The 23768-nt window shown below is 63.8% G+C and carries 26 protein-coding genes; 15 read left to right on the top strand and 11 right to left on the bottom strand.

Annotated elements, in window-relative coordinates:
* Nucleotides 1-157: 157 nt before the first annotated feature.
* The 9 genes from N5D20_RS03625 to N5D20_RS03585 all read left to right on the top strand — a co-directional run bounded on the left by N5D20_RS03625 (nucleotide 158) and on the right by N5D20_RS03585 (nucleotide 6414).
* Nucleotides 158-991 carry an RHS repeat-associated core domain-containing protein gene (locus N5D20_RS03625; RefSeq protein ID WP_231298850.1) on the top strand — a complete coding sequence of 278 codons (834 nt, stop codon included), beginning with the start codon at nucleotides 158-160 and terminating at the stop codon, nucleotides 989-991.
* Nucleotides 988-1455, top strand: a complete 468-nt coding sequence (locus N5D20_RS03620; protein ID WP_019337102.1) for a hypothetical protein — start codon at nucleotides 988-990, stop codon at nucleotides 1453-1455. Before N5D20_RS03625 ends, N5D20_RS03620 begins: the two co-directional genes overlap by 4 nt.
* 485 nt (nucleotides 1456-1940) lie before the next feature.
* A complete protein-coding gene (locus tag N5D20_RS03615) occupies nucleotides 1941-2384 on the top strand; it encodes a hypothetical protein (RefSeq protein ID WP_279915087.1) in 444 nt (147 codons plus the stop codon).
* Nucleotides 2385-2454: 70 nt separating this feature from the next.
* On the top strand, nucleotides 2455-2649 hold the full coding sequence (locus N5D20_RS03610) for a hypothetical protein (RefSeq protein ID WP_019337101.1): 195 nt from the start codon (nucleotides 2455-2457) through the stop codon (nucleotides 2647-2649).
* 540 nt (nucleotides 2650-3189) lie between these two features.
* A complete protein-coding gene (locus tag N5D20_RS03605) occupies nucleotides 3190-3696 on the top strand; it encodes a hypothetical protein (RefSeq protein ID WP_279915086.1) in 507 nt (168 codons plus the stop codon).
* Nucleotides 3697-4003: 307 nt separating this feature from the next.
* Nucleotides 4004-4267 (top strand): hypothetical protein, encoded by a 264-nt coding sequence (locus N5D20_RS03600; protein WP_138984351.1) that lies wholly within the window; start codon nucleotides 4004-4006, stop codon nucleotides 4265-4267.
* 113 nt (nucleotides 4268-4380) lie between these two features.
* A complete protein-coding gene (locus N5D20_RS03595) occupies nucleotides 4381-4863 on the top strand; it encodes a hypothetical protein (protein WP_019337099.1) in 483 nt (160 codons plus the stop codon).
* Between the two features lie 31 nt (nucleotides 4864-4894).
* Nucleotides 4895-5356, top strand: a complete 462-nt coding sequence (locus N5D20_RS03590; protein WP_279915085.1) for a hypothetical protein — start codon at nucleotides 4895-4897, stop codon at nucleotides 5354-5356.
* A 755-nt stretch (nucleotides 5357-6111) separates the two neighbouring features.
* On the top strand, nucleotides 6112-6414 hold the full coding sequence (locus N5D20_RS03585; RefSeq protein WP_279915084.1) for a hypothetical protein: 303 nt from the start codon (nucleotides 6112-6114) through the stop codon (nucleotides 6412-6414).
* Nucleotides 6415-6590: 176 nt separating this feature from the next.
* Here the strand turns inward: N5D20_RS03585 and N5D20_RS03580 are convergent, their stop codons facing one another.
* The 5 genes from N5D20_RS03580 to N5D20_RS03560 all read right to left on the bottom strand — a co-directional run bounded on the left by N5D20_RS03580 (nucleotide 6591) and on the right by N5D20_RS03560 (nucleotide 11892).
* The gene (locus N5D20_RS03580) at nucleotides 6591-7847 is read right to left on the bottom strand and encodes a cysteine desulfurase (protein ID WP_010483557.1); all 1257 of its coding nucleotides are present in this window, start codon (nucleotides 7845-7847) and stop codon (nucleotides 6591-6593) included.
* Nucleotides 7844-9106 carry a Fe-S cluster assembly protein SufD gene (gene sufD / locus N5D20_RS03575; RefSeq protein WP_043396957.1) on the bottom strand — a complete coding sequence of 421 codons (1263 nt, stop codon included), beginning with the start codon at nucleotides 9104-9106 and terminating at the stop codon, nucleotides 7844-7846. Before sufD ends, N5D20_RS03580 begins: the two co-directional genes overlap by 4 nt.
* On the bottom strand, nucleotides 9106-9870 hold the full coding sequence (gene sufC, locus N5D20_RS03570) for a Fe-S cluster assembly ATPase SufC (RefSeq protein WP_279915083.1): 765 nt from the start codon (nucleotides 9868-9870) through the stop codon (nucleotides 9106-9108). Before sufC ends, sufD begins: the two co-directional genes overlap by 1 nt.
* Before the next feature lie 73 nt (nucleotides 9871-9943).
* The gene (gene sufB / locus N5D20_RS03565) at nucleotides 9944-11419 is read right to left on the bottom strand and encodes a Fe-S cluster assembly protein SufB (protein ID WP_005408435.1); all 1476 of its coding nucleotides are present in this window, start codon (nucleotides 11417-11419) and stop codon (nucleotides 9944-9946) included.
* Between the two features lie 17 nt (nucleotides 11420-11436).
* A complete protein-coding gene (locus N5D20_RS03560; protein ID WP_005408436.1) occupies nucleotides 11437-11892 on the bottom strand; it encodes an SUF system Fe-S cluster assembly regulator in 456 nt (151 codons plus the stop codon).
* A 209-nt stretch (nucleotides 11893-12101) separates the two neighbouring features.
* Here N5D20_RS03560 and N5D20_RS03555 point away from each other — a divergent pair, with 209 nt between their 5' ends.
* On the top strand, nucleotides 12102-12569 hold the full coding sequence (locus tag N5D20_RS03555) for an SET domain-containing protein-lysine N-methyltransferase (RefSeq protein ID WP_191862952.1): 468 nt from the start codon (nucleotides 12102-12104) through the stop codon (nucleotides 12567-12569).
* Between the two features lie 129 nt (nucleotides 12570-12698).
* A complete protein-coding gene (locus N5D20_RS03550) occupies nucleotides 12699-13241 on the top strand; it encodes a type 1 glutamine amidotransferase domain-containing protein (protein ID WP_010483547.1) in 543 nt (180 codons plus the stop codon).
* Nucleotides 13242-13279: 38 nt separating this feature from the next.
* On the opposite strand, the gene N5D20_RS03545 is transcribed toward N5D20_RS03550, so the two are convergent.
* The 4 genes from N5D20_RS03545 to N5D20_RS03530 all read right to left on the bottom strand — a co-directional run bounded on the left by N5D20_RS03545 (nucleotide 13280) and on the right by N5D20_RS03530 (nucleotide 15524).
* Nucleotides 13280-13876 carry a DUF1439 domain-containing protein gene (locus tag N5D20_RS03545; RefSeq protein WP_197653851.1) on the bottom strand — a complete coding sequence of 199 codons (597 nt, stop codon included), beginning with the start codon at nucleotides 13874-13876 and terminating at the stop codon, nucleotides 13280-13282.
* Between the two features lie 82 nt (nucleotides 13877-13958).
* Nucleotides 13959-14507: a hypothetical protein gene (locus N5D20_RS03540; protein ID WP_191862950.1), complete on the bottom strand. Its 549-nt coding sequence runs from the start codon at nucleotides 14505-14507 to the stop codon at nucleotides 13959-13961.
* 55 nt (nucleotides 14508-14562) lie between these two features.
* Nucleotides 14563-14871, bottom strand: coding sequence for a DUF3861 family protein (locus N5D20_RS03535; protein ID WP_010483541.1), 309 nt, complete (start codon nucleotides 14869-14871; stop codon nucleotides 14563-14565).
* A 254-nt stretch (nucleotides 14872-15125) separates the two neighbouring features.
* Nucleotides 15126-15524: an HU family DNA-binding protein gene (locus tag N5D20_RS03530; protein WP_010483539.1), complete on the bottom strand. Its 399-nt coding sequence runs from the start codon at nucleotides 15522-15524 to the stop codon at nucleotides 15126-15128.
* Between the two features lie 372 nt (nucleotides 15525-15896).
* Between N5D20_RS03530 and N5D20_RS03525 the strand changes: the two genes are divergently transcribed.
* Nucleotides 15897-16328, top strand: a complete 432-nt coding sequence (locus N5D20_RS03525; RefSeq protein WP_005408443.1) for an OsmC family protein — start codon at nucleotides 15897-15899, stop codon at nucleotides 16326-16328.
* Between the two features lie 99 nt (nucleotides 16329-16427).
* On the opposite strand, the gene N5D20_RS03520 is transcribed toward N5D20_RS03525, so the two are convergent.
* Entirely contained in the window at nucleotides 16428-17306 is an 879-nt protein-coding gene (locus tag N5D20_RS03520) for a PhzF family phenazine biosynthesis protein (protein ID WP_191862949.1), read from the bottom strand.
* Nucleotides 17307-17396: 90 nt separating this feature from the next.
* Nucleotides 17397-18269 carry a PhzF family phenazine biosynthesis protein gene (locus tag N5D20_RS03515; protein WP_043396944.1) on the bottom strand — a complete coding sequence of 291 codons (873 nt, stop codon included), beginning with the start codon at nucleotides 18267-18269 and terminating at the stop codon, nucleotides 17397-17399.
* A 75-nt stretch (nucleotides 18270-18344) separates the two neighbouring features.
* Between N5D20_RS03515 and N5D20_RS03510 the strand changes: the two genes are divergently transcribed.
* The 3 genes from N5D20_RS03510 (at nucleotide 18345) to murD (ending at nucleotide 23758) form a co-directional block, all read left to right on the top strand.
* On the top strand, nucleotides 18345-20939 hold the full coding sequence (locus N5D20_RS03510) for a bifunctional aspartate kinase/diaminopimelate decarboxylase (protein ID WP_279914250.1): 2595 nt from the start codon (nucleotides 18345-18347) through the stop codon (nucleotides 20937-20939).
* A gap of 76 nt (nucleotides 20940-21015) precedes the next feature.
* Nucleotides 21016-22368: a UDP-N-acetyl-alpha-D-muramoyl-L-alanyl-L-glutamate epimerase gene (gene murL / locus N5D20_RS03505; RefSeq protein WP_279914251.1), complete on the top strand. Its 1353-nt coding sequence runs from the start codon at nucleotides 21016-21018 to the stop codon at nucleotides 22366-22368.
* The gene (gene murD / locus N5D20_RS03500; RefSeq protein ID WP_279914252.1) at nucleotides 22349-23758 is read left to right on the top strand and encodes a UDP-N-acetylmuramoyl-L-alanine--D-glutamate ligase; all 1410 of its coding nucleotides are present in this window, start codon (nucleotides 22349-22351) and stop codon (nucleotides 23756-23758) included. The genes murL and murD overlap by 20 nt, the downstream gene beginning before the upstream one ends.
* The last annotated feature ends 10 nt before the right edge of the window (nucleotides 23759-23768 follow it).

Genomic DNA, 23768 nt, shown 5'->3' with positions numbered 1-23768 from the left:
TCACCCGCGGCGTATTGAATTGGGACTAAGCCATGAATGGACTCTGTTCGCTGTTGATTCGGGCGGTGCCCACGGTGGTGCTGCTGGCGGCCTGTGTGGCTCCGGCGGTCGCACAGGAAGTCGTCGAGTACATCCACACTGACGCACTGGGTCACCTGTGGCGATCACCGATGCCAGCGGAAACGTCATCGAGCGTACGGTGTATGAGCCGTATGGGGCGGTGGTGAATCGGCCGTTGAAGGATGGGCCGGGATATACGGGGCATGTGACGGACTCCGGGACCGGGCTGAGTTACATGCAGCAGCGGTACTATGACTTCCAAACTGTCGCATTTCTGGGGGCTGATCCAGTTGCAGCTAGTTCGGAAGGGGCTTCATTCAATCGCTATCGCTACGCTTCTGCCAATCCGTATAAGTTCAAGGATCCGGACGGCAGGGCAGACATGAACGTGTTCAGTGAAGCTGATCCGAACGGGCTGAGAGCGGCAGGAGATGCGCTCAACATTCCGGGCAAGTTCACGGTCGGAGGGCACGCCAATAACATGGTCATTCAGGACCAGCGAGGGGGGCGCATGGAAAACTACTCCACAGTCAGCTCATGGAATATGGCTCGGACCCAGTTTGGGCTAAAACAGGGCCAGGAAATATTCATGGCAGGTTGCCACCTTGGGGCGGAAATCGGTCAGGCAAAGGCTTTTGCTCAGGGATGGGCGAACCTGAATAAGTCGTCCGTATATGCTCCCAACGGATTCGTTCGCTATCCAAAAAACTACAAGCCTGGAGATGACATGACGCTCCGTGTCAGTATGGGTGAGAACGGAACCGGAGGTGCAGGTGTATGGCAAAGGTTCTCGCCTGGAGGGACGGGGCCGACGGGTCCAGCTATTCGTTCGATTACGATCAAAGCTGATGGTTCAATATCCTATCAGTTTGCTGAGCCTGAATTGGGGTCCGGAATTCGTAGAATGGAAACGGTGAAGGTGAAGCAATGAAAATTCTTTCGAATTCCGTTGTTTTGTCTTTGCTGCTTGTTGGCTGCGGTAACGGGGAGCCCCAGGAAGAGCGGCTTTCCCGAAATGAGAAGCATGATGAAGCGCCAAGTTTGGCCCTTTCCGAGGAAGAGTTGGAACGTCAGATTTCGATGGCTGAAAACGGGAATGCAGGGGCCCGTCTTAAGCTTGAATGGCACTACTCGACGCGTGGCGACATGGAGCGGTATCGCTACTGGCTTGAGGAGGGGGTCGCACGAATGGACGTTAGTTCAATGCAGCGATTGGCACTGTTTCTCTCCCTTGAGCAAGGCGGGGGAGACTGTAAGCGCGCGATGCAAATCCTCGAGGAAGGTTTGCGTCTTGATCCGCCGGAGACTACGCGCGAACTGATGGAGATGGATCTTCAGAGATTGCGGCATGAACGGGTCGGGGTTCCACCTTGCGGGGTGGGGCTCTCCAATTAGAGGCAGCAGTTGCGCGAATGCCGATAATAATTCGTTTGGATTCGATGATAGGAACGGGTGGTGCGGAGCGCATTCTGGTTTGAACTCGAGGTTATTGGTTGGGCAGGTCTCGATGAAGATCATAATTTCTCTATCTGCTGCCTTACCGATGCTGCTTCTTGCCTCCTGTGTGCAGGACCGCGGTTGTCTTCTTCGGGTGGCCAACCAGGACCACGACAGCTCCTCATCTCAGAAGATCCATGCTGATATGGATGAACTCATACATTCGCGCCCTGTGGATGGGGAGCGGGAAGTGAATGCAGAGTTAGTGGTATCGCAGCTCGAACTCTCTCGGGAGGGGCGGAGAAATAGAAGGATTTTCTATGTATTGACTGATGGTAGCGGGAAACTCTTGACTGCGGGGACTTGTGGTATTGACGAACGCCAGTGTGCCTCGATCATTGTGAAGCGAATGCTCAGGTTCTGTGAAAGGATGTAGATTGCGGGTGCGCCAAGTTTTGGGAGGTATTTCAGTGAGAAATTCCCAAGTGCTTGATCGCTTTGGGTGGCTGGCCGGTATTATTGTGGCGGCGCTTTGTTTTTTAGGAATTGCCGCCTGTGGCGGAAGAGATGAAGGTTTGGGTGTGGTCATAAATCATGAGCCGGGAAACGCAGCGGCTAATCACTACGCACTTGCGCTTGAGTCAGTTTTTAGTGCTTCCGGGAGCGTGCCAGAAGCGCAAATATGCAGGGTACATTTAATTGATGTCAGGAAATCATTTGATCAGGCTGGAAGCGAAAGGGTGGGGGTATATTTCGTCTTGGCCGATCATCAAGGTGTCGTCAGGTCGGCGGACACCTGTGGGCTTCCTTTGAATGAGTGTGTGACGATTATTGCCGAGAGGTCGAGGGTGGGCTGTCGGAAGGAAAAAGGGCTGGCTTTCCACTGATTCGGGCGGCACTCGCGGTGTTGGTGCGCATAGCCTGTATATAGTGCTGGGCGCTGCCGATGAAGTGGTCATGTACACTTGCACCGATGCGTTGGCTTCACCGGCGGTGATTACCGCTGTCAATGGAAATGTCATCGAGCGTACGGTGTATGAGCTTTCTGGTGAGGTGGTTCGGATGGTCATGGCTGAAGGGGTGATGGGCGAATGGCTATCCCAAGTAGAATGGGAGCACGTTGTCGCCAAACAGTGGCTGACGCGCTATTGATAGAATCACCACCGCAAACGCGGGTGGACACGCGGCCCACGGTGTTCCTTCCTGGGTTTCTCGACAAGTGGCGGGAGTGCTGTGAAATCTACAAGTTCATCTCGATGCCGACGACCAGCGATGGTTCTTCAAGGGTTTGCGCGCACTTCAGTGCTATGTCTTGTATCTGTCGCTGGTTGTTCGCTACATGAAATAGGAAGCGGTCGGCTGGATGACAACTGTCTTTTGGTGGTGGCCGACTATGTAAAGTCGTCGCGGGGGTGGGGTGGGGATGTCTACGACATTGCTCCTGAGGGGACGGTGGCAGGGCTGCGAGGATATGCAGTAATGCATCGCTCGGACGACGGAAAACTGCCGTCCGGGGAGTTGAAATCATTTCATGTCGATTTGGATCCCGAGTGCAAGGCTATTGTTGATGAGCTTGGCTATCAATGATTCCGCGCACTTTTCGGCTGGCAGGAGGAGCTTGGGTTTATGGGTGTGGAGCGAAGAAGGTGAGCGGTATCCCATGGCGCTGGATGGCGACGCAGAGGTGTGGGCGTGAATGTTGATTTCCGGTTTTTCATGGTTATTTTTTTTATTTTCTACGGGGCTGGTTGCAGGCATCAAGAAGGCGGGGGCGAACCGTCTGGAAAGAGCTGTGGGGTCGAGGGCAGCTCCGCTTGCCGAGTCAGCTTCCGGGAACTAGCTGCTACGCCCCGGCTATTCAATGGAAAGTTGGTGCGGATGGAGGGCTATCTCGGGGTGAGCCGGGAGCTCTTTGTACTGAGTTCAAGCAAAGAGTTGTTTGAGGCCGGAGTGACTGAGGAGACTCAAGTTCGAATTAGAGGTCCAGTAGATATGCAGCAAGGCGTATTTGACGAATACGCGTATTCATGGGTTTCGATAATTGGGTTGTTCAGGACAAGAGAAGCTGACAATTCGACAGGTGATCTGCTGCTTGGCGAAATTCACGCCCCCCTTGAAGTTCGCTCCCTACGAATCCCTGGTCCCGTGCCACGTGCGAAATTTGGAGATGTGCTCGTCAATCTTGAAGATCTGAAGTGAGTGATAGGTTGTGGAAATGACGTCATGTGCTTTCATTTCTGCCTTCTATGGCAGGAAAGCGGGATGATTCAAAGGCGCGCCTAACATGTGATCACATGGTCCCCGTCTTAGGGGTGACACTTGCCAGGAAGGGGCTTCGGAACATTCTCGATCGCTGGTAGAGTCGCAGATGTCACATTACGCCATGGCACTCCTGGGCAGCTCAGTTCTCCTCGTTGCGCGATTGCGTCTGTGTCATTGCGAGCTGATCGATCACGTCGATAGGCTTTGGGGGGGGCGCCTTGGTTGAAGAATATGAGGTATCGCATTGAGCGCTATCGATGAAAAGAATCTCGTTTTAGCCTGTCTGTGGAGGCTGTTGGAATCCGAGCCTGCTTCCGAGGAACAGGTGTCTGGCTGGTACCAGAGGGCGCAATTTATCAAGAACGTGATTCGGTCAAGTTCGTATGAAATCGGGGTTCCTCACGTGATATGGCACTATCTTGATGATGCCGATATCCGTATTCGCGATCCCCGCTATGCCGAAGCACAGGTGTTGGCCGTTAGGCGGAGTATTGATGAGTGGGCTTGAGTGCACTCAGAGAAGCCATGAGCATTACATGTTGCTGGCCAGATTTCATTGCGGCATCCCTCTCGGATGCTAACCCTCCGGATCTCCCTCTCCTCCGGGAGGACTGGGCAGGGATGGCGTTTGATCGCAACCTGTATGAGGATTTTGCTCCGAACGATGTTTGGGCGGCGTGGCTGAGCGCACTTTCGGAGCACTTTGCAGATATCGCAATGTGCGCGGTTCGATGTTCAGAGTGCTCCGACGGTGGAAGCTCTGTGGAAATTGAGCGAGGGCTGGATAGCCTGCGCTTCTACTGGCTGGAAGATGGGAACTTCATGCGTGATCATTTCTTGTTTTCGCGTGATGGTCGCTGGGTCGTAAAGCTGGATCAGGACGTGACGTTATTTGCGGGAGATGTCACTTTCCTTGCGGATGTTGTCGCGCGACTTGGTGGTGTAGAGCATGTCGAGAAGATGATGCGACGGGACCTGATTGGTACAGCTGAGGACGTAGTTGGCCTCGGTGGGTACGTCAAGGGTCTTCTTGCGCCCTTGAACGCATCGACTCCTCAGCCCGGCTCAGCGCTGAACGAACCGGAACCAAGATTAAAGAGGTGATTAAGGTTGGACTTAAGGAGGAGTAGGTTGCATGTTTGGTGATGATTCCCTGCTTTTTATGAAATATGTGAAAGGGCGGAGCAACGCTGTATACCCGTGGTCGTTGTCAATTGTGGATTGCTATTTTATATGGCTCGCATTTTGCAAGGTCTCTGGCAGTGACCGGCCGCTGCTGTCGAGGATATCTGCGGACGGCGAGCAGATTGAGGATGTTCTCATTGCTGATGCCTACGATATTTACGAGATTGATAGTCGCGCTGAAGGTTTCGAAGTTGTGCTGCGCCACCATTCGTCCGGCTCACTGTGCTATTGGGATATTCATGAGCGTTTTGTTGTAGCTGTTGGTGGTCGTGATTTTCTTGAGGTGGTAAGCCCCTATCCTGGGGGCATAGAAAAACATCGCTATATTGAGGAGATGATGCATAGAGAGGCGTTCGGAATTGATGAGCCGCCTGAAGTGATTTATGCGGCCATCTCCAATCCGTTCTCTTGAAGGAGTGGCTAGCGTCGTTGTTCAGCACTTCAGTTGATCAACTCGCTGTGATAGTTAGGCTCGCCGGGTGAGAGACTAAACACCCGTGGGAGGGTGAACCCTGTCGGGCATCGTGAGAATCTCTGTCGCGCTTCCCGAGCTGATCAGTGCTCGCGAACGGTGCCAGCTTCTCGCTTCAGCTGAGCAGGGTGTAAGTGTGGCGGCTGAGTCATCGAGCGCCGTCGCGTTGTTGATGGCTTTGGAACACTGGCCGGGGCGGTACATCAGTTCGGGAGGTGCAGATTCTTCTCCATGTTCGGAGGCTGCAAGAAATGGCGAACTGCAAGTTGGATGCTGAGCACTCAGCCGCGTGGAGTGGTCGAATCCACTCATGCCTGGCTGCTGTGGTTCTTTCGCTGGGGTTGCAAGGTTGTGATTGGTTGTCGGATCCGGTGATTGTTGGAATGTTGGAAGGGAGGTGATTTATGACGTCAGCTTGGAGGTTGGCGCTGGTGGTAGGCGTAGGATCAATTCCTGTCGGTGAAAGCAGGGTTGTGAAGCCTGAGGTCGCTACTGATTCCTCACTTCTTTTAACTTACTACGAGAGCAGTGTCCGAGTGGTCTGCCATGGGGATGTGTATTTTACGAATAATCTCCACGTCAAGGTTGAGGCGGATGTGGGTGGAGGGGTTTGCCGTATTGCAGAAATTGCGGAATGATTTGATCTGCGGAGCGTGTTTGACGATTTTTATAGCGCGGTGCCAGGGTGAAGAACGATGAAAAGCCTTGTTGAGAGCTTCCCCATTTTGGCTTCCATCATTCTAGGCGCCATGTGGATAAACGCATTTGCGGCTCACAGGATGTTGCTGAAAATCGAGCGTGAACGGCCGGAAGTACTCGCTGCAGTCGGAATCATCAAGGTTGATTGGTGGATTAGGTGCTTGCGCGGTATTGCAGTGCTTGCCCTTACTTCAAAAGGGCAGACGCTCCATCAGGGGGAACGGTGGGTGCTGAGGGGCGTCGTGATGATGTACGTCTTCTTGATTGCATCCGGGGTATCCATGCTTGTTGGCATGTAGGAGACGGTGCCTCAAGGCCGTTGATGGTGGACGGATCGGCATTACGGTGAGATTGCCCGTTCCTGGCATCACTCGGTGCTTCCCGGTCACGCCTCTGCTTGGTTGCGTTCAGTGCGCAATAAAAAACGCCGCAGTTTCCTGCGGCGTTCTCATACTTCCTCGATTCTGGCGAATCTTCAGCCCAGCAGCTTTCGCACCTTCGTCAACGCCGTCATGAACCGCTCGATCTCGGCATGCGTGTTGTAGAACGCGAGCGAGGCGCGGCAGGTAGCCGCGACGCCGAAGTACTGCAGCAGCGGGTGTGCGCAGTGCTGACCCGAGCGCACGGCCACGCCTTCCAGATCCAGAAGGGTGGCCAGATCGTGCGCATGCGCGCCATCGATCAGGAACGAGACCACCGCAGCCTTCTCCGGCGCTTCGCCGATGATGCGCAGGCCGTCGACGCGGCGCAGTTCTTCGGTGAAGTGCGCCAGCAGTTCGGCTTCGCGTGCTTCCACGTTCTCCTGGCCAAGCTGCTGCAGGTAGTCGGCAGCCACACCCAGGCCGATGAAACCGGCGATGTTCGGGGTGCCGGCTTCGAATTTGTGCGGGGCATCGTTGAACACGGTGCCGTCGAAGCTGACTTCCTTGATCATCTCGCCGCCACCGAGGAACGGCGGCATCGCGTCCAGGTGCTCGCGGCGCGCCCACAGCGCACCGGTGCCGGTCGGGCCGCACATCTTGTGGCCGGTGATGGCGTAGAAGTCGCAGCCGATCGCGGCCACGTCGACCTTGCGGTGCGGTACGGCCTGCGAGCCATCGACCACGGTGATGATGCCGCGCTTGCGCGCTTCGCGGCAGATCTCGCGCACCGGATTGACCGTGCCCAGCACGTTGGAGACATGAGTAACCGCCAGCAGCTTGACCTCCGGGGTCATCGCCGCGCGCAGCGCATCCAGGTCCAGCGCGCCATCGGGGGTGATCTCGGCCACGCGGATGGTGGCGCCGGTACGCTGCGCGACCAGCTGCCACGGCACGATGTTGGCGTGGTGCTCCATGCGCGTGATCAGGATCACGTCGCCGGCCTTCAGCCGCGGCAGCGCCCACGAATAGGCCACCAGGTTGATGGCGAAGGTGGTGCCACTGCACAGCACCAGGTCGCTGGGCCGCACGTTGAGGAAGCGCGCCAGCGTGTTGCGTGCGCCTTCGTAGGCGTCGGTGGCTTCGCTGCCCAGTGCATGCACCGCGCGGCTGACGTTGGCGTTGTAGCGGCGGTAGAACTCGTCCACCGCGCCGATCACCTGCACCGGCTTCTGGCCGGTGTTGGCATTGTCGAAATAGACCAGCGGCTTGCCATGCACTTCACGCATCAGCAGCGGGAAGTCGAGGCGGACGCGGTCCCAGTCGGGGGCGCCGGTGCGTTCTTCGATCGGTCGCGGCGTGGACAGGTTCATGCCACACCTGCCTCGGCCAGCGCCTTGTCCAGACGGTGTGCCAGCTGCGCACGCAGTGCGTCCGGCAGGATCTTCAACGGCTCGTGGCAGAACGCGGCGCTCAGCAGTGCCTGCGCCTGTGCCTGCGGCAGGCCGCGCGAGCGCAGGTAGAACAGCGCGTTGGCATCGAGCTGGCCGACAGTCGCACCGTGCGCGGCCTTCACTTCATCGGCGTCGATCACCAGCGTTGGCTGGGTGTCGATCTCGGCATCGGCCGACAGCAGCAGGTTCTTGTTGGACAGGTTCGCGTCGGTGCCATCGGCGCCTTCGCGGATCTGGATGCCACCATGGAACACCACGCGGCTGCGGTTGGCGGCGACGCCGCGCCACAGCAGTTCGCAGCTGGTATCGCGCGCGATGTGGTCGATGCCCAGGCGGGTTTCGACGTGGCGGCGGCCATTGCCAAGCAGCACGCCGTTGGCGGTCAGCTGGGCATTGTCGCCTTCGAGGCGCACGTTCAGTTCATGGCGGCTGAGCGCGGCGCCCAGTTCCAGGTCCACGCGGTGGTACTGCGCGTCGCGGGCCAGCACGGCGTCGGTGCGCAGGAAGCTGGTCTGGCGCGCGCTGCCGGCCTGCACGCGGGCGTGCTTGAGCACGGCATCGCGAGCGACGTGGGCATGCAGCACGGTGTTGTCCAGGTGGGCGGAGTCACCCACGCTGAAGCGGTGCTCGACCACGCCCAGGCTGGCGCCGGCACGCAGTTCGATCAGGTGGCGGTGATGCCAGGCCAGGTCGGTGTCACCGGCGACGCTGGCGAACACCAGCTGCAGCGGCACGTCGACCTGCACGCCTTCATCCACGCGCAGCACCACGCCTTCATCGGCCAGCGCGGCATTCAGGCGGGCGAAGATCTCCTCGCTGCGCTCGTAGCGGCGGCCAAGGAAACGCACGGCGTCTTCGCCGGCGGCCAGTGCGGCCGACAGCGGCTGCAGCTGCACGCCGGCCGGCAAGGCCTGCACGTCGCTCAGCGCGGCGTCCAGGCGGCCGTTGACGAACACCAGGCGCGGTGCCGGGATGTCCTCCAGCAGCGCGGCATCCAGGGCCGGCGGGGACAGCGGTGCAGCCGCGAACGCACGGCGCTCCAGCTGGCGCAGCGAGGTGTACTTCCAGGCCTCGTTGCGGGCGGCCGGCAGGCCATCGCGCAGGGCCGCATCCAGCACTTCGCGGCGCGCATCGCTGCCGCAGAAGGCCTGGGCCATCGAATCAAGCAGGGCGCTCATCAGACCGCCGCCTCGGGCACGACCCGGTCCTTCAGGAAATCATAGCCGTGCGCTTCCAGTTCCAGTGCCAGCTCCGGGCCGCCACTTTTGACGATGCGGCCATCGGCCAGCACGTGCACCACGTCCGGCTTGATGTAGTCCAGCAGGCGCTGGTAGTGGGTGATGACCAGGAACGAGCGATCAGCAGCGCGCAGTGCGTTGACACCATCGGCCACGCTCTTCAGTGCATCGATGTCCAGGCCCGAGTCGGTTTCGTCCAGGATCGCCAGCTTCGGTTCCAGCACGGCCAGCTGGAAGATCTCGTTGCGCTTCTTCTCGCCACCGGAGAAGCCTTCGTTGACGCCACGGTGCAGCAGTTCGTCCTTCAGGTGCAGCACGGCCAGCTTCTGGCGCACCAGCTTGAGGAACTGCATGGAATCGAGTTCTTCCTCGCCGCGTGCCTTGCGCTGGGCGTTCAGTGCCGCGCGCAGGAAGTAGGTGTTGTTCACGCCCGGGATTTCCACCGGGTACTGGAACGCCAGGAACAGGCCGGCGGCGGCGCGTGCTTCCGGGTCCTGGTCGAGCAGGTTGACGCCGTCGAACTGCACGCTGCCTTCGGTCACTTCGTAGCCGTCGCGGCCGGCCAGGACATTGCCCAGGGTGGACTTGCCGGCGCCGTTCGGGCCCATGATGGCGTGCACCTGGCCCGGCTGGACGTCCAGCGACAGGCCCTTGAGGATTTCCTTGTCGCCGATGCGGGCGTGGAGGTTTTCGATCTTCAGCATGGTGGGGGTTTCCGTGGTGCGGGCCGGGGCCCGCCGGTAAAAAGAATGCGTTGTGCGAGGGCAGGGCGGGCGGTCAGCCCACCGAACCTTCCAGCGAGACTTCCAGCAGCTTCTTGGCTTCCACCGCGAACTCCATCGGCAGTTCGCGGAACACCTGCTTGCAGAAGCCGTCGACGATCATCGACACCGCGTCTTCCTGGCTGATGCCACGGGCGCGGCAGTAGAACAGCTGGTCGTCGGAAATCTTCGAGGTGGTGGCCTCGTGCTCGACGGTGGCGCCCGGGTTCTTCACCTCGATGTAGGGGAAGGTGTGCGCGCCGCACTGCTTGCCGATCAGCAGCGAATCGCACTGGGTGTAGTTGCGCGCGCCATCGGCATTGCGGTCCACACGCACCAGGCCGCGGTAGGTGTTCTGGCCGCGGCCGGCGCTGATGCCCTTGCTGACGATCTTGCTCTTGGTGCGCTTGCCAACGTGGATCATCTTGGTGCCGGTGTCGGCCTGCTGGCGGTGATGGGTCAGCGCCACCGAGTGGAACTCGCCCACCGAGTCGTCGCCCAGCAGCACGCAGGACGGGTACTTCCAGGTGATCGCCGAGCCGGTTTCGACCTGGGTCCAGGTGACCTTGCTGCGCGCGCCACGGCATTCGGCACGCTTGGTGACGAAGTTGTAGATGCCGCCGACGCCGTTCTCGTCGCCCGGGTACCAGTTCTGCACGGTGGAATACTTGATCTCCGCATCTTCCAGCGCGACCAGCTCGACCACGGCGGCGTGCAGCTGGTTCTCGTCGCGCATCGGCGCGGTGCAGCCTTCCAGGTAGGACACGTAGGCCTTGTCCTCGCACACGATCAGGGTACGCTCGAACTGGCCGGTGTGGCCGGCGTTGATGCGGAAGTAGGTGCTCAGCTCCATCGGGCAGCGCACGCCCTTGGGAATGAACACGAAGCTGCCATCGGAGAACACCGCCGAGTTGAGCGCGGCGAAGTAGTTGTCACCCACCGGCACCACGGTGCCCAGGTACTGGCGCACCAGCTCCGGGTGTTCCTTGATGGCCTCGGACATCGAGCAGAAGATGATGCCCTTCTCGGCCAGTTCCTTGCGGAAGGTGGTACCGACCGACACCGAGTCGAACACCGCATCCACCGCCACGCCGGCCAGCTTGGCGCGCTCGTGCAGCGGCACGCCCAGCTTGTCGTAGGTGTCCAGCAGCTCCTTGGGCACGTCATCCAGCGAGGCGTACTTCGGGCCCTTCGGCGCGGAGTAGTAGCTGAGCGCCTGCAGATCGATCGGCGCGATCTCCAGCTTGGCCCAGTCCGGCATCGGCATGGTCAGGAAGTGGCGGTAGGCGTCCAGGCGCCACTGCGTCATCCACTCCGGCTCATCCTTCTTGGCCGACAGGGCACGGATGGTGTCCTCGTCCAGGCCCGGCGGCAGGGAGTCCGATTCGATCTCGGTGATGAAGCCGGCCGAATACTTGCGGCCGAGCTGCTCGTGGATCTCGCGGTTGGGGGTGTCGTCGTGGGCGACGTTTTCGATGGTTTCGGTGGCCATGGGGGGCTGCCTACGGATCAGGAGACGACGTCGACAGCGATGGTGCGGCGCTGTTCGTCATCGGCAAGGGGGAGAGGGGGCAGGATCTGGGCGAGGGTGACATCGCGCAGGGCCTCGGAAACCACGTCGTTGATCAGCCGCCAGCTGCTGCGCGCGCCGCACTTGGGCGCCATGCCGCACTGGTGGTGGTCGTGGCTGCATTCGGTCAGGGCCAGCGGCCCTTCCATCGCTTCGACCACTTCGAACAGCGAGATCTCGATGGCCGGGCGGGTCAGCCGGTAGCCGCCACGCACGCCACGCAGGCCTTCCACCAGGCCGGCCTGGGCCAGCGGCTTGAGTACCTTGCTGACGGTGGGCGGCTCCAGACCGGTGAATTCGGCCAGCTCGGTGGCACTGAGCACCTCGCCCGGACGGGCGGCGAGCACGGTCAGTACGACGGTGGCGTAATCGGTGAGTTTGGTGACGCGCAACATGGGGATGCGAGTGGTTCTTAAAGCGGACTGAAATTGTACGCTTTTCTTCGCCGCCATCCAACCCGGGCATTCAGCCGGCGCTGGGGCCGGGCCGGGAGAACACACCGGGGCCGTTGCCAGGGCGCAATGCTGCGCCAACGGGGTGATTTTCGCAATCACCCGGAATGGGCGAGAATCAACGTTCCTTTCGCTGCAGACTTCCCTTGCCGATGCCCAAGAAGATCCAAGCCCGCAAGTCCGCCATCCATGGCAACGGCGTGTTCGCCGTGGCCCCGATCAAGCAGGGCGAGCGCGTGATCCAGTACAAGGGCCTGCTGCGCAGCCACGGCGATGTTGATGCCGATGACAGCGGCGACGTCGAAAGCGGCCACACCTTCCTGTTCACCCTCAATGACGACTGGGTGATCGATGCCAACTACAAGGGCAATGACGCGCGCTGGATCAACCACAGCTGCGACCCGAACTGCGAGGCGGTGATCGAGGAAGACGAAGACGGCGACAGCCGTGGCGACAAGGTGTTCATCGAGGCGCTGCGTGACATCAAGCCAGGTGAGGAACTGACCTACAACTACGGCATCACCCTGGCCGAACGCCATACCGCCAAGTTGAAGAAGATCTGGGAGTGCCGCTGCGGCTCGCCCAAGTGCACCGGCACCATGCTGCAGCCCAAGCGCTGATCGTTACCGGGTAGTGCCAGCCCCTGGCCGGCACTACCCGGAGGCTCTCCACCTGCCGTGCACGGCAGGGTCACCGCCGTGCAAGGGCCTTTCTTCCATTCTGTCGGCTCCCCCAACCGGAGTGCACCCATGGCAGAGCGATTGAAGGGCAAGCAGATTGCCATCCTGGCCACCCACGGCTTCGAACAGTCCGAATTGACCGAACCCAAGCGGCTGCTGGAAGCCGAGGGCGCGCGCGTCAGCGTGGTGTCGCCCGCAAAGGAGGCGACGATCAAGGGCTGGAAGGAGAAGAACTGGGGCGACGCCGTCGCGGTGGACATTCCGCTGGATGAAGCGGATCCGGCACGCTTCGATGCCTTGGTCCTGCCCGGAGGCGTCATCAATCCGGACACGCTGCGTACCGACGAGGTTGTACTCGGCTTCATCCGGGCAGTGGATGAAGCCGGCAAGCCTGTGGCGGCCATCTGCCACGGCCCGTGGTTGCTGATCAACAGCGGCCTTGCTGAGGGGCGCGACGTGACGTCCTGGCCGTCCCTGCAGCAGGATCTGGTCAACGCAGGTGCGAAATGGCGCGATACCGCGGTTGTGATCGATGGAAACCTGATCACCAGCCGCAAGCCGGACGACATTCCCGCCTTCAGTGAGGCGGTGGTCAAGGCACTTGCCGCCTGATGCGCTACGGGTAGTGCCGGCCAGCGGCCGGCACTACCTCATTTACCCAGCACGCCTGCCGGCACCAAGTTGCCCAGGTTCTGGTTGAAGGTGACCACCAGTTTGCCGTTCTTCACCTGTGCCGACTGCACCTGCAGTGCGCCGAGCAGGCCGGCCACGGCCGGGTCCAGCTTGTAGATCGGTTCGCGCTGGGCGTAGTCGCTCAGCCAGGCATTGAGCAGGCCGCGGGTGCGCGAATCGAGGCGACCGCCCTGGTTGGCCGGGGTGAAGTCATCCACGCTCGGCTGCTGCAGGTGGAAGCCCTGGGTCTGCGCGTCGTAGCGCAGGCCGCTGCTGAGCTTCACCGTTCCCAGCTTGGACGGGTTGCTACCGGCGGTGGCCAGTGCGACGTCCATGCCCAGGTTCAACCGTTCGCCGGCCGGAAGGCTCAGCTGCGGATGGCTCATGGTCAGGGCGATCAGGCCCCCCAGGGCGTCCTGGGTGCGCGGGAAGCTGCCATCGAGGTACTGCTGCACGTCGCTGGCACCGACCGACAGTTCGCGGCCGGAAATGGAAGGGGCGGCCTGGGCGCCGATCGCAGCAGCGATCAGCACGGTGGAGGCCGCGAGGCGGGTCATCAGGGAACGCAGGCGCATGGCGGTGACCGGTGAATGCGGAATGGATGGACCAAAGAGTAGCCTTGCCGGCTGAATCGCGCGTGCATGCCGCTGCAACGGTTCAGTCCAGCGATGGCCGCAGTTGCGCCGACTGGATCTGCCAGGCGCGGCCATCGCTGCTGGGCTGCACGCGGTACCAGCCGCCGAAGCGGAAGGTGCCCTCAGCGGTCACCGCGCGGATCTGCACCGGAACCTCCAGCAGCTGCGGTGGCTGGTGACCGTCGCGCGCGACTGGCAGTTCGCTGGTCAGGCGCAGGCTGCGCACGTCCGTGAGCTGGCGCAATGCGGCATCGTCGGCGCGTCGTGCATCGCTGGGCGGGAAGGTCCATGCGGCGTCGATGGCCTTGCGATCGCGATTGAGCAGGGCCATGACATAGGCATTGAGCATTCCCGCCGGCAGCTCGGCCTCGGCCGCGACGGCGGCAAACAGGGGATCGACATCGATGGCCTGCACGGCCGCTGCATCGCCTTCTGCGACGGCCTGTGGCTTCGCGCGGGCAGCCGCCTCGGTCGTGGCCGGCGGAGCGGCATCCGCAGGATGAGGTTGCGATGGCGGCCGGGAACAGGCCAGCAGCACCAGCGGTGCGATCAGTATCAGGAACCTGCGCATGTCTGCCTCCTCCCCGAGGCGAACGGAAGGAGGCAGTGTATCGGCTGTGCCGCGATCAGCGGGAGGAGGGCAGCTGTTCCAGTGCATCCAGCGCCGGCAGCACCTGCGCGGCGATGGCGGCCAAGGCATGGCCTTCGGTTTCGGCGTGGCGCTGCACGATGTCGCGCAGCAGCTGGGTGGCGATCACCAGGGTCGCGCGCTCGTCGCCGCTGATGCCTGCGGTGCGCGGCGCCGCTTCCAGCAGGCGCATCAGGTCGCGGCTGGCGCGATGTTCCAGTTCGATGGTGCAGCGCCCGGTGCACTGCAACCCGTCCTTTTCGATGGGGGTCACCGAGATCCGGTAGCGGGTGGAGGGGCTGGCCATGAGGGGACGCTCGCCGTAGCTGTGGAGGATGCGCCCACCTTAGGCAAGGCCGTGCCCGGCGGCGATGGCCGGGGCTGCACGCAGTGTTCCACCCGGTACGTTCCGGGGCCGCAACGCACCACGCCCAGCCAATGGCGACGGGCCTGTACGCGCATTCCCGGGGATGCGGCAACGCTGTGTTGCGGGCTGTGGTTGGGACAAAAAAAACGGGACGGCCAGAGCCGTCCCGTCGGAATCCGCGTTGGGGCGCGCGCTTACAGCGCGGCGTCCTTCAGCTTCTTCAGCGGACGCACCTTCAGCTTGGTGGTGGCCGGCTTGGCAGCGAACCACTGCTCTTCCTTGGTGAACGGGTTGATGCCCTTGCGCTTCGGCTTGGCCGGCACATTGACGGTGGTGATCTTCAGCAGGCCCGGCAGGGTGAACGAGCCAGCGCCCTTCTTGTGCACCGAGGAGGCGACGGCGCTTTCCAGCGAGGCCAGCACAGCGCGGACGTCCTTGGCGATGACGCCGGAGGCTTCAGCGATGTGTGCAACCAGGCCGGACTTGGTCAGCACTTCCTTGATCGGCTTCGGAGCGGCCGGCTTGGCGGCTGCCTTCGTCGCGACTTTCTTCACTGCCTTCTTCGGGGCAGCCTTCTTAGCGGTCTTTGCCATGGTTTCCTGTTCCGTGAACGGTTGGTTGTTTGGTCGGCGCCGAACCCCGTCGGCAAGCGCAATGTAGGGCAACTCTCGGGCGCCGCCAATAGCCCGAAGCGCGGAAAGTGCATGTTTTTTCATATCCAGGCCGATTCAGTACATGGCCGGCAGTGGGGGATGGGGGTGTGGCAGCGCACGCCATGGCCGGCGCCCGCCCATCGTCGGAATGCGCGAAACCACTGAAAACAAGAGGGAAATGCGTTTCCGGTTGGCGAGGAAGTGTCCACGCGCCGGGTTCGGAAGACGACCTCCAGCGTGCGGCGGAGCGACGCAGGGCTAACGCCTCCCGTGCGAGGGTGACCGTTCATCACCGTCACGCAGGAGCAGCACATGGGAATCTCGCGACACGCCACCGCGCACTGGGAAGGCGATCTGAAGTCGGGCAAGGGGCAGTTGAGCACGCCGCAGAGTGGCCTGCTGGACAAGACCCGCTACGGCTTCAACAGCCGTTTCGGCGACGAAAAGGGCACCAATCCGGAAGAGCTGATCGCTGCCGCGCACGCCGGTTGTTTCACTATGGCGCTGTCGGCCAAGCTCGGCGAAGCCGGCTTTACCCCGACCTCGCTGGATACCGAAGCCAAGGTCGATCTGTCGCTGGAAGGCGGCCCGCAGCTGTCGCAGATCCGGCTGAAGGTGAAGGCGGTAGTGCCGGGCATCGACGCCACGCAGTTCCGTGCGATTGCCGATGACGCCAAGCAGAACTGCCCGGTGTCCAAGGCACTGAGCGCCGTGCCGATCAGCCTGGAAGCCGAGCTGGGCTGAGCCGGCGCATCTGTAGAGCCGAGCCCAGGCTCGGCTTCTGCAGGTCCCGTGATCTGGCCGAAGAACAGCCGAGCGTGGGCTCGGCTCTACAGTGTCCCTTTACCAATCGATGGTGCCGGTGATGACGGTCTGCACCTGGCCGCCCGACCAGACCTCGCCGTCCTCGTCGACCAGCAGCGTCAGGCGCGCATCGTGGCCCACTTCGCGGCCCTGGCTGACTTCGAACGGTGCGCGGCCGCGCGGCAGCGCATCGCGCAGGTCCAGCCATGCGGCCAGCACGGCGTTGGCGGCGCCGGAGGCGGCGTCTTCGAAGCGGCGTCCATTGCCGACGAAGGCACGTACCGCCAGGTCGAAGCCCTCGCTGCCATCGCTGAAGGCATAGGCGAACACGCCCATGCTGTCGGTGGTCTCGGCCAGTGCGGCCACCGCATCCCAGTCCGGCTGCAGCGCGCGCAATGCGGCCTCATCGGCCACCTGCACCACCCACCAGCTGCGCCCGCCCTGCATGCGTGCCGGTGGCAGCGTGCCCAGCGGCCAGCCCTTCAGTGCGGCCTGCAGGCGAGGATCGGTCGCCTCGGCAGTCTCGGCCAGCTGCGCGCGCGGGGTGCGGATGGCGATGCGCTGCTGCGTACCCTCACCGCTGACGCGCAGCGGCAGGGCGCCGGCAATGCCGTCCTGCACCAGCACGCCATCGATCGGTGTGGCCAGGCCTGCCTGCAGCACCGCATGCGCCGTGCCGACGCTGGGGTGGCCGGCGAACGGCACTTCCTTCTGCGGGCTGAACATGCGCAGCCGGTAGCTGGCACCGGGTGCCTGCGGTGGAAACACGAAGGTGGTTTCGGGCAGTCGCGTCCAGCGGGCGATGGCCTGCATGCTGGCATCGTCCAGGCCCTCGGCATCGAGTACCACGGCCAGCGGGTTACCGGCGCCGGCGCGCGGGGAGAACACATCCAGCTGCAGGAAACGGCGGGTGGTCATAGGGGGCAAACTCCGTAGAACGAGAGGGGTACGGTAGCGCCGGGCCATGCCCGGCGTCCGTGTGCGGCGTTCGCCGGGCGTGGCCCGACGCTACCAATGGATGCTGCCGTCGATCACGCACTGCACCTGGCCGCCGATCCACACCGTGCCCTGCGCGTCGACCTGCACCTGCACGCGGCCATCGCGGCCCACTTCGCGGCCCTGGCTGGCCACGTAGCGGCCTTCGCGGCCGGGCAGGGCATCGCGCTGCCGCAGCCAGGCGCCGATCAGCGCATTGGCGCTGCCGGTCACCGGGTCTTCGGGTACGGCGGCCGCGTCAGCGGGGCAGAAGGCGCGCACCACGCGGGCGTGGTCGTCGCCGGGCTCGTCGGCGAACACGGCCAGGCCAGTAGCGTCGGTGGCCAGGCTCCAGTCGCGCAGGGCCGCCATGTCTGGCGCCAGTCCGCGCACGGCGGCGGCGTCGCGCAGCGGCAGCAGCCACCAGCGTGCACCGTTGTCCCACAGTTCGGGCACGTGCCCGTTGGCCGCCAGCGCCAGCAGCGTCTCCGGCGCGGCGTCCACCCTCGTGTCCAGTTGCCGTGCCGGTGGGCTGGCCAGCTGGATCTGCAGTGCCTCGGCCGGACCGCTCACCCGTACCGGCAGCAACCCCGCCGCGCATTGCTGCAGCAGGGCGCCGTCGCGCGGTTGCGCCAAGCCACAGCTCACCGCGGCCCAGGCGGCGCCGACGCTGGGGTGGCCAGCAAATGCCAGCTCGCGGGTCGGGGTGAAGATGCGGATGTGGTAGTCGGCACCCGGCGCGCTGGGGCGCAGGAAGAACACCGTCTCGGACAGATTCAGCCAGGCGGCCAGGGCCTGCATCTGGCGGCTGGAGAGCCCGTCGGCGTCCAGGATGACGCCCAGTGGGTTGCCGGTGCCGGGGCGGGGGGCGAAGACATCGAGCTGCAGGTAACGGAGGACGGCCATCTACGGGGATATTGCGCTTAGAATCAAAGGTTCCGCCCCCGAGGGCGGCTTCCCCACATTCTACATAGCCAATCCATGTCAGCTTCCCCCCTTGTCGATCGTTGGATCGTACTGAAGTTCGGCGGCACCTCGGTGTCGCGTCGTCATCGCTGGGACACGATCGGGAAGCTGGCGAAAAAACGTGCGGAAGAGACCGGCTCGCGCGTGCTGGTGGTGGTGTCGGCGTTGTCCGGGGTCACCAACGAACTGACCGCGATTGCCGACGGCGCACCGGACAGCCGTGATCGCGTGGCGGCGCTGGTCGAACGCCACGAGGGCTTCCTGGTTGAACTGGGCCTGGGCCGCGAGGTACTGGCCGAACGCCTGGCGGCGCTGCAGGGCCTGCTGGACGACGCGCGCGCCGCGACCCGTCCGCTGGACTGGCAGGCTGAAGTGCTGGGTCAGGGCGAGCTGCTGTCCTCCACCCTGGGCGCAGCCTACCTGCACGCCACGGGCCTGGACATGGGCTGGATGGATGCCCGCCAGTGGCTGGATGCGATGCCGCCGCAGCCGAACCAGAGCGACTGGTCGCAGCGCCTGTCGGTGAACTGCCGGTGGCGTGCCGATGCCGAGTGGATGCAGCGCTTCCGCGCGCAGCCGACCCGCCTGCTGATCACCCAGGGCTTCATTTCGCGGCATGCCGATGGCGGCACCGCCATCCTCGGCCGCGGTGGCTCGGATACCTCGGCGGCGTACTTCGGTGCGCTGCTCGGCGCCAGCCGCGTGGAGATCTGGACCGATGTGCCGGGCATGTTCAGCGCCAACCCGAAGGACGTGCCGGACGCGCGCCTGCTGACCCGCCTGGACTACTACGAGGCGCAGGAAATCGCCACCACCGGCGCCAAGGTGCTGCACCCGCGCTCGATCAAGCCGTGCCGCGATGCCGGCGTGCCGATGGCCATCCTCGACACCGAGCGCCCGGAACTGCCGGGCACCAGCATCGACGGCAGCGCCGCGCCGGTGCCGGGGGTAAAGGCGATCAGCCGCCGCAACGGCATCGTGCTGGTGTCGATGGAAGGCATCGGCATGTGGCAGCAGGTCGGCTTCCTGGCCGATGTGTTCAACCTGTTCAAGAAGCACGGCCTGTCGGTGGACCTGATCGGTTCGGCCGAGACCAACGTCACCGTGTCCCTGGACCCGTCCGAGAACCTGGTCAACACCGATGTGCTGGCCGCGCTGTCGGCCGACCTGTCGCAGATCTGCAAGGTGAAGGTGATCGTGCCGTGCGCGGCGATCACCCTGGTGGGCCGCGGCATGCGGTCGCTGCTGCACAAGCTGTCGGACGTGTGGGCCACCTTCGGCCGCGAGCGCGTGCACATGATCTCGCAGTCGTCCAACGACCTGAACTTGACCTTCGTCATCGACGAGGCCGATGCCGATGGCCTGCTGCCGATCCTGCACGCAGAGCTGATCGACAGCGGCGCGATGCCGGTGGAAGAGACCGAAGTGTTCGGCCCGCGCTGGCGCGAGATTGCCGGCACCGTGCGCCCGCGCGGCACGCCGTGGTGGCGCGGCCAGCGTGCGCACCTGCTGCAGCTGGCCGATGCCGGTACGCCGCGCTACGTCTACCACCTGCCGACGGTGCGCGCCCGCGCCCGTGCACTGGCCGCAATCAAGCCGATCGACCAGCGCTACTACGCGATCAAGGCCAACAGCCACCCGGCCATCCTGCAGCTGCTGGAAGCCGAAGGCTTCGGCCTGGAGTGCGTGTCGCACGGCGAGCTGAAGCATGTGTTCCAGCACCTGCCGGAACTGTCGCCCAAGCGCGTGCTGTTCACCCCCAGCTTTTGCCCGCGCAGCGAGTACGAGGCGGCGTTTGCGCTGGGCGTGACCGTGACCGTCGACAACGTGGAAGCGCTGCAGCGCTGGCCGGACCTGTTCCGTAACCGCGAGCTGTGGCTGCGCGTCGATCTGGGCCGGGGCGAGGGCCACCACGCCAAGGTCCGCACCGGTGGCAAGGAGTCCAAGTTCGGCCTGCCGATCGCCCGCGTCGACGAGTTCGTGCGCGCGGCCACCGAACTGGGCAGCCGCGTGGTGGGCCTGCATGCGCACCTGGGCAGCGGCGTGGAAACCGCGCAGCACTGGCGCCTGATGTGCGATGAGCTGGCCGGTTTCGCCCGCCGCATCGGCAGCGTACAGACCATCGATATCGGTGGCGGCCTGCCGATTCCGTACAGCGACGAAGACGAACCCTTCGACCTGGACGCCTGGGCCGAGGGCCTGGCCGAGGTAAAGGGACTGCACCCGGCATTCCGCCTGGCGATCGAGCCGGGCCGCTACCTGGTGGCCGAATCGGGCGTGCTGCTGACCCATGCCACCCAGGTGGTGGAAAAGGACGGCGTGCGCCGTGTCGGCCTGGACGCCGGCATGAACGCACTGATGCGCCCGGCGCTGTACGACGCCTGGCATGACATCGAGAACCTCAGCCGGCAGGGGGGGTATGCCGAAGCGGCGTTCGATGTGGTCGGGCCGATCTGTGAATCCAGCGATGTGTTCGGCAAGCGCCGCAAGCTGCCGGTGTCCACTGCGCCGGACGACGTGATGCTGATCGCCGATGCCGGTGCCTACGGCTATGTGATGGCCAACACCTACAACCAGCGGATGCTGCCGCGCGAAGACGTGATCGAATGACCACCGCGCGCGCCCTGCACCCGCCCACCGACACGCCCCGCGCCTTCGCGCGGGCCCGTGCCTGACCGGATACACCATGACTGCTTTCGACAAACACCAGGTTTCCCGCTTCCGCTTCGTCCGCTGCGACTTCGCAGCGGATACCGGCGTGGCCCGGCTGGTCTACGCCTTCGACGACGGCCCGGAGATGGTGGAAACCATCACCGTGCCCGGCGCCCCGTTCGTGCTGGACGAGGCGCGCGCCGCCGCCGTGCAGCGTGCGCTGCAGCTGCTGCACCTGATCGCCGGCGTCAGCTACTACAAGGCCGGCGTACCGGATACGGTCAGCATCGACAGTTACAGCATCGATGCCGATACCGCCGCACTGGTGGAGACCATTTACCTCAATGGCCTGGGCGAATTCGCCTACCGCAACGGCCTGAACCTGCGCGGCCGCTTCCGGTTGCCGGTGCAGGGCGAGGCCGTGCAGACGCCGGCGCTGGGCCTGCGGCCGCACGCGCTGGTGGCCATCGGCGGCGGCAAGGATTCGCTGGTCAGCATCGAAGCGCTGCGCCGTGCCGGCGTGGACGAGACGGTGACCTGGATCGGTGGCTCGCAGCTGATCCGTGCGTGCGCCGAGCGCACCGGCCTGCCGACATTGAACCTGGGCCGCACGCTGGCACCGGAACTGTTCGAGCTCAACCGCCAGGGCGCCTGGAACGGCCATATCCCGGTGACGGTGGTGAACTCGGCAATCATGGTGCTGGCCGCCCTGCTGCACGGCGTGGACCAGGTCGTGTTCTCCAACGAGCGTTCGGCCAGCTACGGCAGCCAGATTCCGGGCACCGGCGAAGTGAACCACCAGTGGTCCAAGGGCTGGGCCTGCGAGCAGGCGTTCGGCAGCCATGTGCGGAAGTACGTGGCGGCGGATCTGCAGTACTACTCGCTGCTGCGACCGATGTCGGAGCTGGCGGTGGCCCGCCAGTTCGCCAAGACCGATTTCTACGACGCGCATTTCTCCAGCTGCAACCGCAACTTCCACATCCTCGGCGAGCGCCCGGTGAACCGCTGGTGCGGCGTCTGCCCGAAGTGCCACTTCGTGTTCCTGGCGCTGGCCCCGTTCATGCCGAAGACGCGCCTGGTGCGCATCTTCGGCCGCAATCTGCTGGACGATGCCGAACAGGCCGGTGGCTTCGACGCGCTGCTGGAATTCCAGGACCACAAGCCGTTCGAGTGCGTGGGCGAAGGCCGCGAATCGCGTGCGGCGATGGCGACCCTGGCGCTGCGCCCGGAATGGAAGGAAGACGTGCTGGTGAAGCGCTTCTGCAATGAGATCCAGCCGCAGCTGGATGCCGCCGAACTGGAACTGGCACCGCTGCTGCAGCTGCAGGGCGAGCACCGCGTTCCGGCTGCGCTGTGGGAACGGGTGCGTGAAGATTTCGAAGCTTGAAGGAAAGCGCGTTGCGCTGTGGGGCTGGGGCCGCGAGGGCCGCGCCGCGTTTGCGGTACTGCGTGAGCGCCTGCCGTCGCTGGCGCTGAGCCTGTTCTGTCCGGCCGCCGAGGCCGAAGCCGCGCGTGCGGAAACGCAGGGGCTGCTGGAGGTGCGGGGTGAACCCACTGCCGAAGCGCTGGCCGCGTTCGATGTGGTGATCAAATCGCCTGGTATCAGCCCCTACCAGCCGATCGCACTGGCGGCGGCGGAGCAGGGCACTACGTTCATCGGCGGCACCGCGCTGTGGTTCGCCGAACACGCCGCCGACGATGGCATCGTGCACGACACCGTGTGCGTGACCGGCACCAAGGGCAAGAGCACCACCACCGCGCTGGTCGCGCACCTGCTGCGGGCGGCCGGCCACCGCACCGGCCTGGTCGGCAACATCGGCCTGCCGCTGCTGGAAGTGCTGGACCCGCAGCCCGCGCCGGAGTACTGGGCGGTGGAACTGTCCAGCTACCAGACCGGCGAAGTGGCGCGCAGTGGCGCCCGCCCGCAGGTGGCGGTGGTACTGAACCTGTTCCCCGAACACCTGGACTGGCACGGCAGCGAACAACGCTACATCGAAGACAAGCTGCGGCTGGTGACTGAAGCTGCGCCGAGCATCGCCGTGCTCAATGCCGCCGATCCGCATCTGGCCGCGCTGTCGTTGCCCGACAGTGAGGTGGTCTGGTTCAACCAGCCGCAGGGGTGGCACATGCGCGCTGACATCGTGCATCGCGGCGAACAGGCGGTGTTCGATACCCGCAACACGCCGCTGCCGGGCCGCCACAACCGCGGCAACCTGTGCGCGGTGCTGGCTGCACTGGAAGCGCTGGGCCTGGACGCGGTGGCGCTGGCACCGGCGGTGCAGGATTTCCGCCCGCTGCCGAACCGCCTGCAGCGGATTGGCGTGGCCGATGGCCTGACCTACGTCAACGATTCGATCAGCACCACGCCGCATGCCAGCCTGGCCGCGCTGGAATGCTTCGCCGGGCAGCGCATCGCGCTGCTGGTGGGCGGGCATGACCGCGGCCTGGACTGGACCGATTTCATGCAGCACATGGCGCACGACGTGCCGCCGGTGGAGATTGTGACCATGGGCAGCAACGGCCCGCGCATCCACGCGATGCTGCAGCCGCTGGCCGATGCCGGTCGCTTCGGCCTGCACGCCGCCGGCGACCTGCCCGAGGCGATGGCGCTTGCACGCGCGGCGCTGGGTGCGCAGGGCGGGGTGGTGCTGCTGTCGCCGGGCGCGCCCAGTTTTGGTGCCTACCGCGATTACGTGGCGCGTGGTCGCCATTTCGCCGAACTGGCCGGATTCGACCCGGACAGCATCAGCGCGATTCCGGGGTTGGGCATCGCCTGAGGGTAGTGCC

Source organism: Stenotrophomonas sp. GD03877 (genome assembly GCF_029840555.1).
Taxonomy (GTDB): Bacteria; Pseudomonadota; Gammaproteobacteria; order Xanthomonadales; family Xanthomonadaceae; genus Stenotrophomonas; species Stenotrophomonas geniculata.
This window is presented reverse-complemented; position numbering and strand designations above follow the sequence as displayed.

Coding starts and splice junctions, on each gene's coding strand:
- sufC (WP_279915083.1), bottom strand. CDS start 9,870: ATGCTGAAGATCGAAAACCTCCACGCCCGCATCGGCGACAAGGAAATC.
- N5D20_RS03610 (WP_019337101.1), top strand. CDS start 2,455: ATGTACACTTGCACCGATGCGTTGGCTTCACCGGCGGTGATTACCGCT.
- N5D20_RS03560 (WP_005408436.1), bottom strand. CDS start 11,892: ATGTTGCGCGTCACCAAACTCACCGATTACGCCACCGTCGTACTGACC.
- N5D20_RS03525 (WP_005408443.1), top strand. CDS start 15,897: ATGGGAATCTCGCGACACGCCACCGCGCACTGGGAAGGCGATCTGAAG.
- N5D20_RS03530 (WP_010483539.1), bottom strand. CDS start 15,524: ATGGCAAAGACCGCTAAGAAGGCTGCCCCGAAGAAGGCAGTGAAGAAA.
- murL (WP_279914251.1), top strand. CDS start 21,016: ATGACTGCTTTCGACAAACACCAGGTTTCCCGCTTCCGCTTCGTCCGC.
- N5D20_RS03590 (WP_279915085.1), top strand. CDS start 4,895: ATGTTTGGTGATGATTCCCTGCTTTTTATGAAATATGTGAAAGGGCGG.
- sufB (WP_005408435.1), bottom strand. CDS start 11,419: ATGGCCACCGAAACCATCGAAAACGTCGCCCACGACGACACCCCCAAC.
- N5D20_RS03580 (WP_010483557.1), bottom strand. CDS start 7,847: ATGAACCTGTCCACGCCGCGACCGATCGAAGAACGCACCGGCGCCCCC.
- N5D20_RS03540 (WP_191862950.1), bottom strand. CDS start 14,507: ATGCGCAGGTTCCTGATACTGATCGCACCGCTGGTGCTGCTGGCCTGT.
- N5D20_RS03520 (WP_191862949.1), bottom strand. CDS start 17,306: ATGACCACCCGCCGTTTCCTGCAGCTGGATGTGTTCTCCCCGCGCGCC.
- N5D20_RS03535 (WP_010483541.1), bottom strand. CDS start 14,871: ATGGCCAGCCCCTCCACCCGCTACCGGATCTCGGTGACCCCCATCGAA.
- N5D20_RS03555 (WP_191862952.1), top strand. CDS start 12,102: ATGCCCAAGAAGATCCAAGCCCGCAAGTCCGCCATCCATGGCAACGGC.
- N5D20_RS03550 (WP_010483547.1), top strand. CDS start 12,699: ATGGCAGAGCGATTGAAGGGCAAGCAGATTGCCATCCTGGCCACCCAC.
- N5D20_RS03515 (WP_043396944.1), bottom strand. CDS start 18,269: ATGGCCGTCCTCCGTTACCTGCAGCTCGATGTCTTCGCCCCCCGCCCC.
- N5D20_RS03585 (WP_279915084.1), top strand. CDS start 6,112: ATGAAAAGCCTTGTTGAGAGCTTCCCCATTTTGGCTTCCATCATTCTA.
- N5D20_RS03620 (WP_019337102.1), top strand. CDS start 988: ATGAAAATTCTTTCGAATTCCGTTGTTTTGTCTTTGCTGCTTGTTGGC.
- N5D20_RS03510 (WP_279914250.1), top strand. CDS start 18,345: ATGTCAGCTTCCCCCCTTGTCGATCGTTGGATCGTACTGAAGTTCGGC.
- N5D20_RS03545 (WP_197653851.1), bottom strand. CDS start 13,876: ATGCGCCTGCGTTCCCTGATGACCCGCCTCGCGGCCTCCACCGTGCTG.
- sufD (WP_043396957.1), bottom strand. CDS start 9,106: ATGAGCGCCCTGCTTGATTCGATGGCCCAGGCCTTCTGCGGCAGCGAT.
- N5D20_RS03595 (WP_019337099.1), top strand. CDS start 4,381: ATGGCGTTTGATCGCAACCTGTATGAGGATTTTGCTCCGAACGATGTT.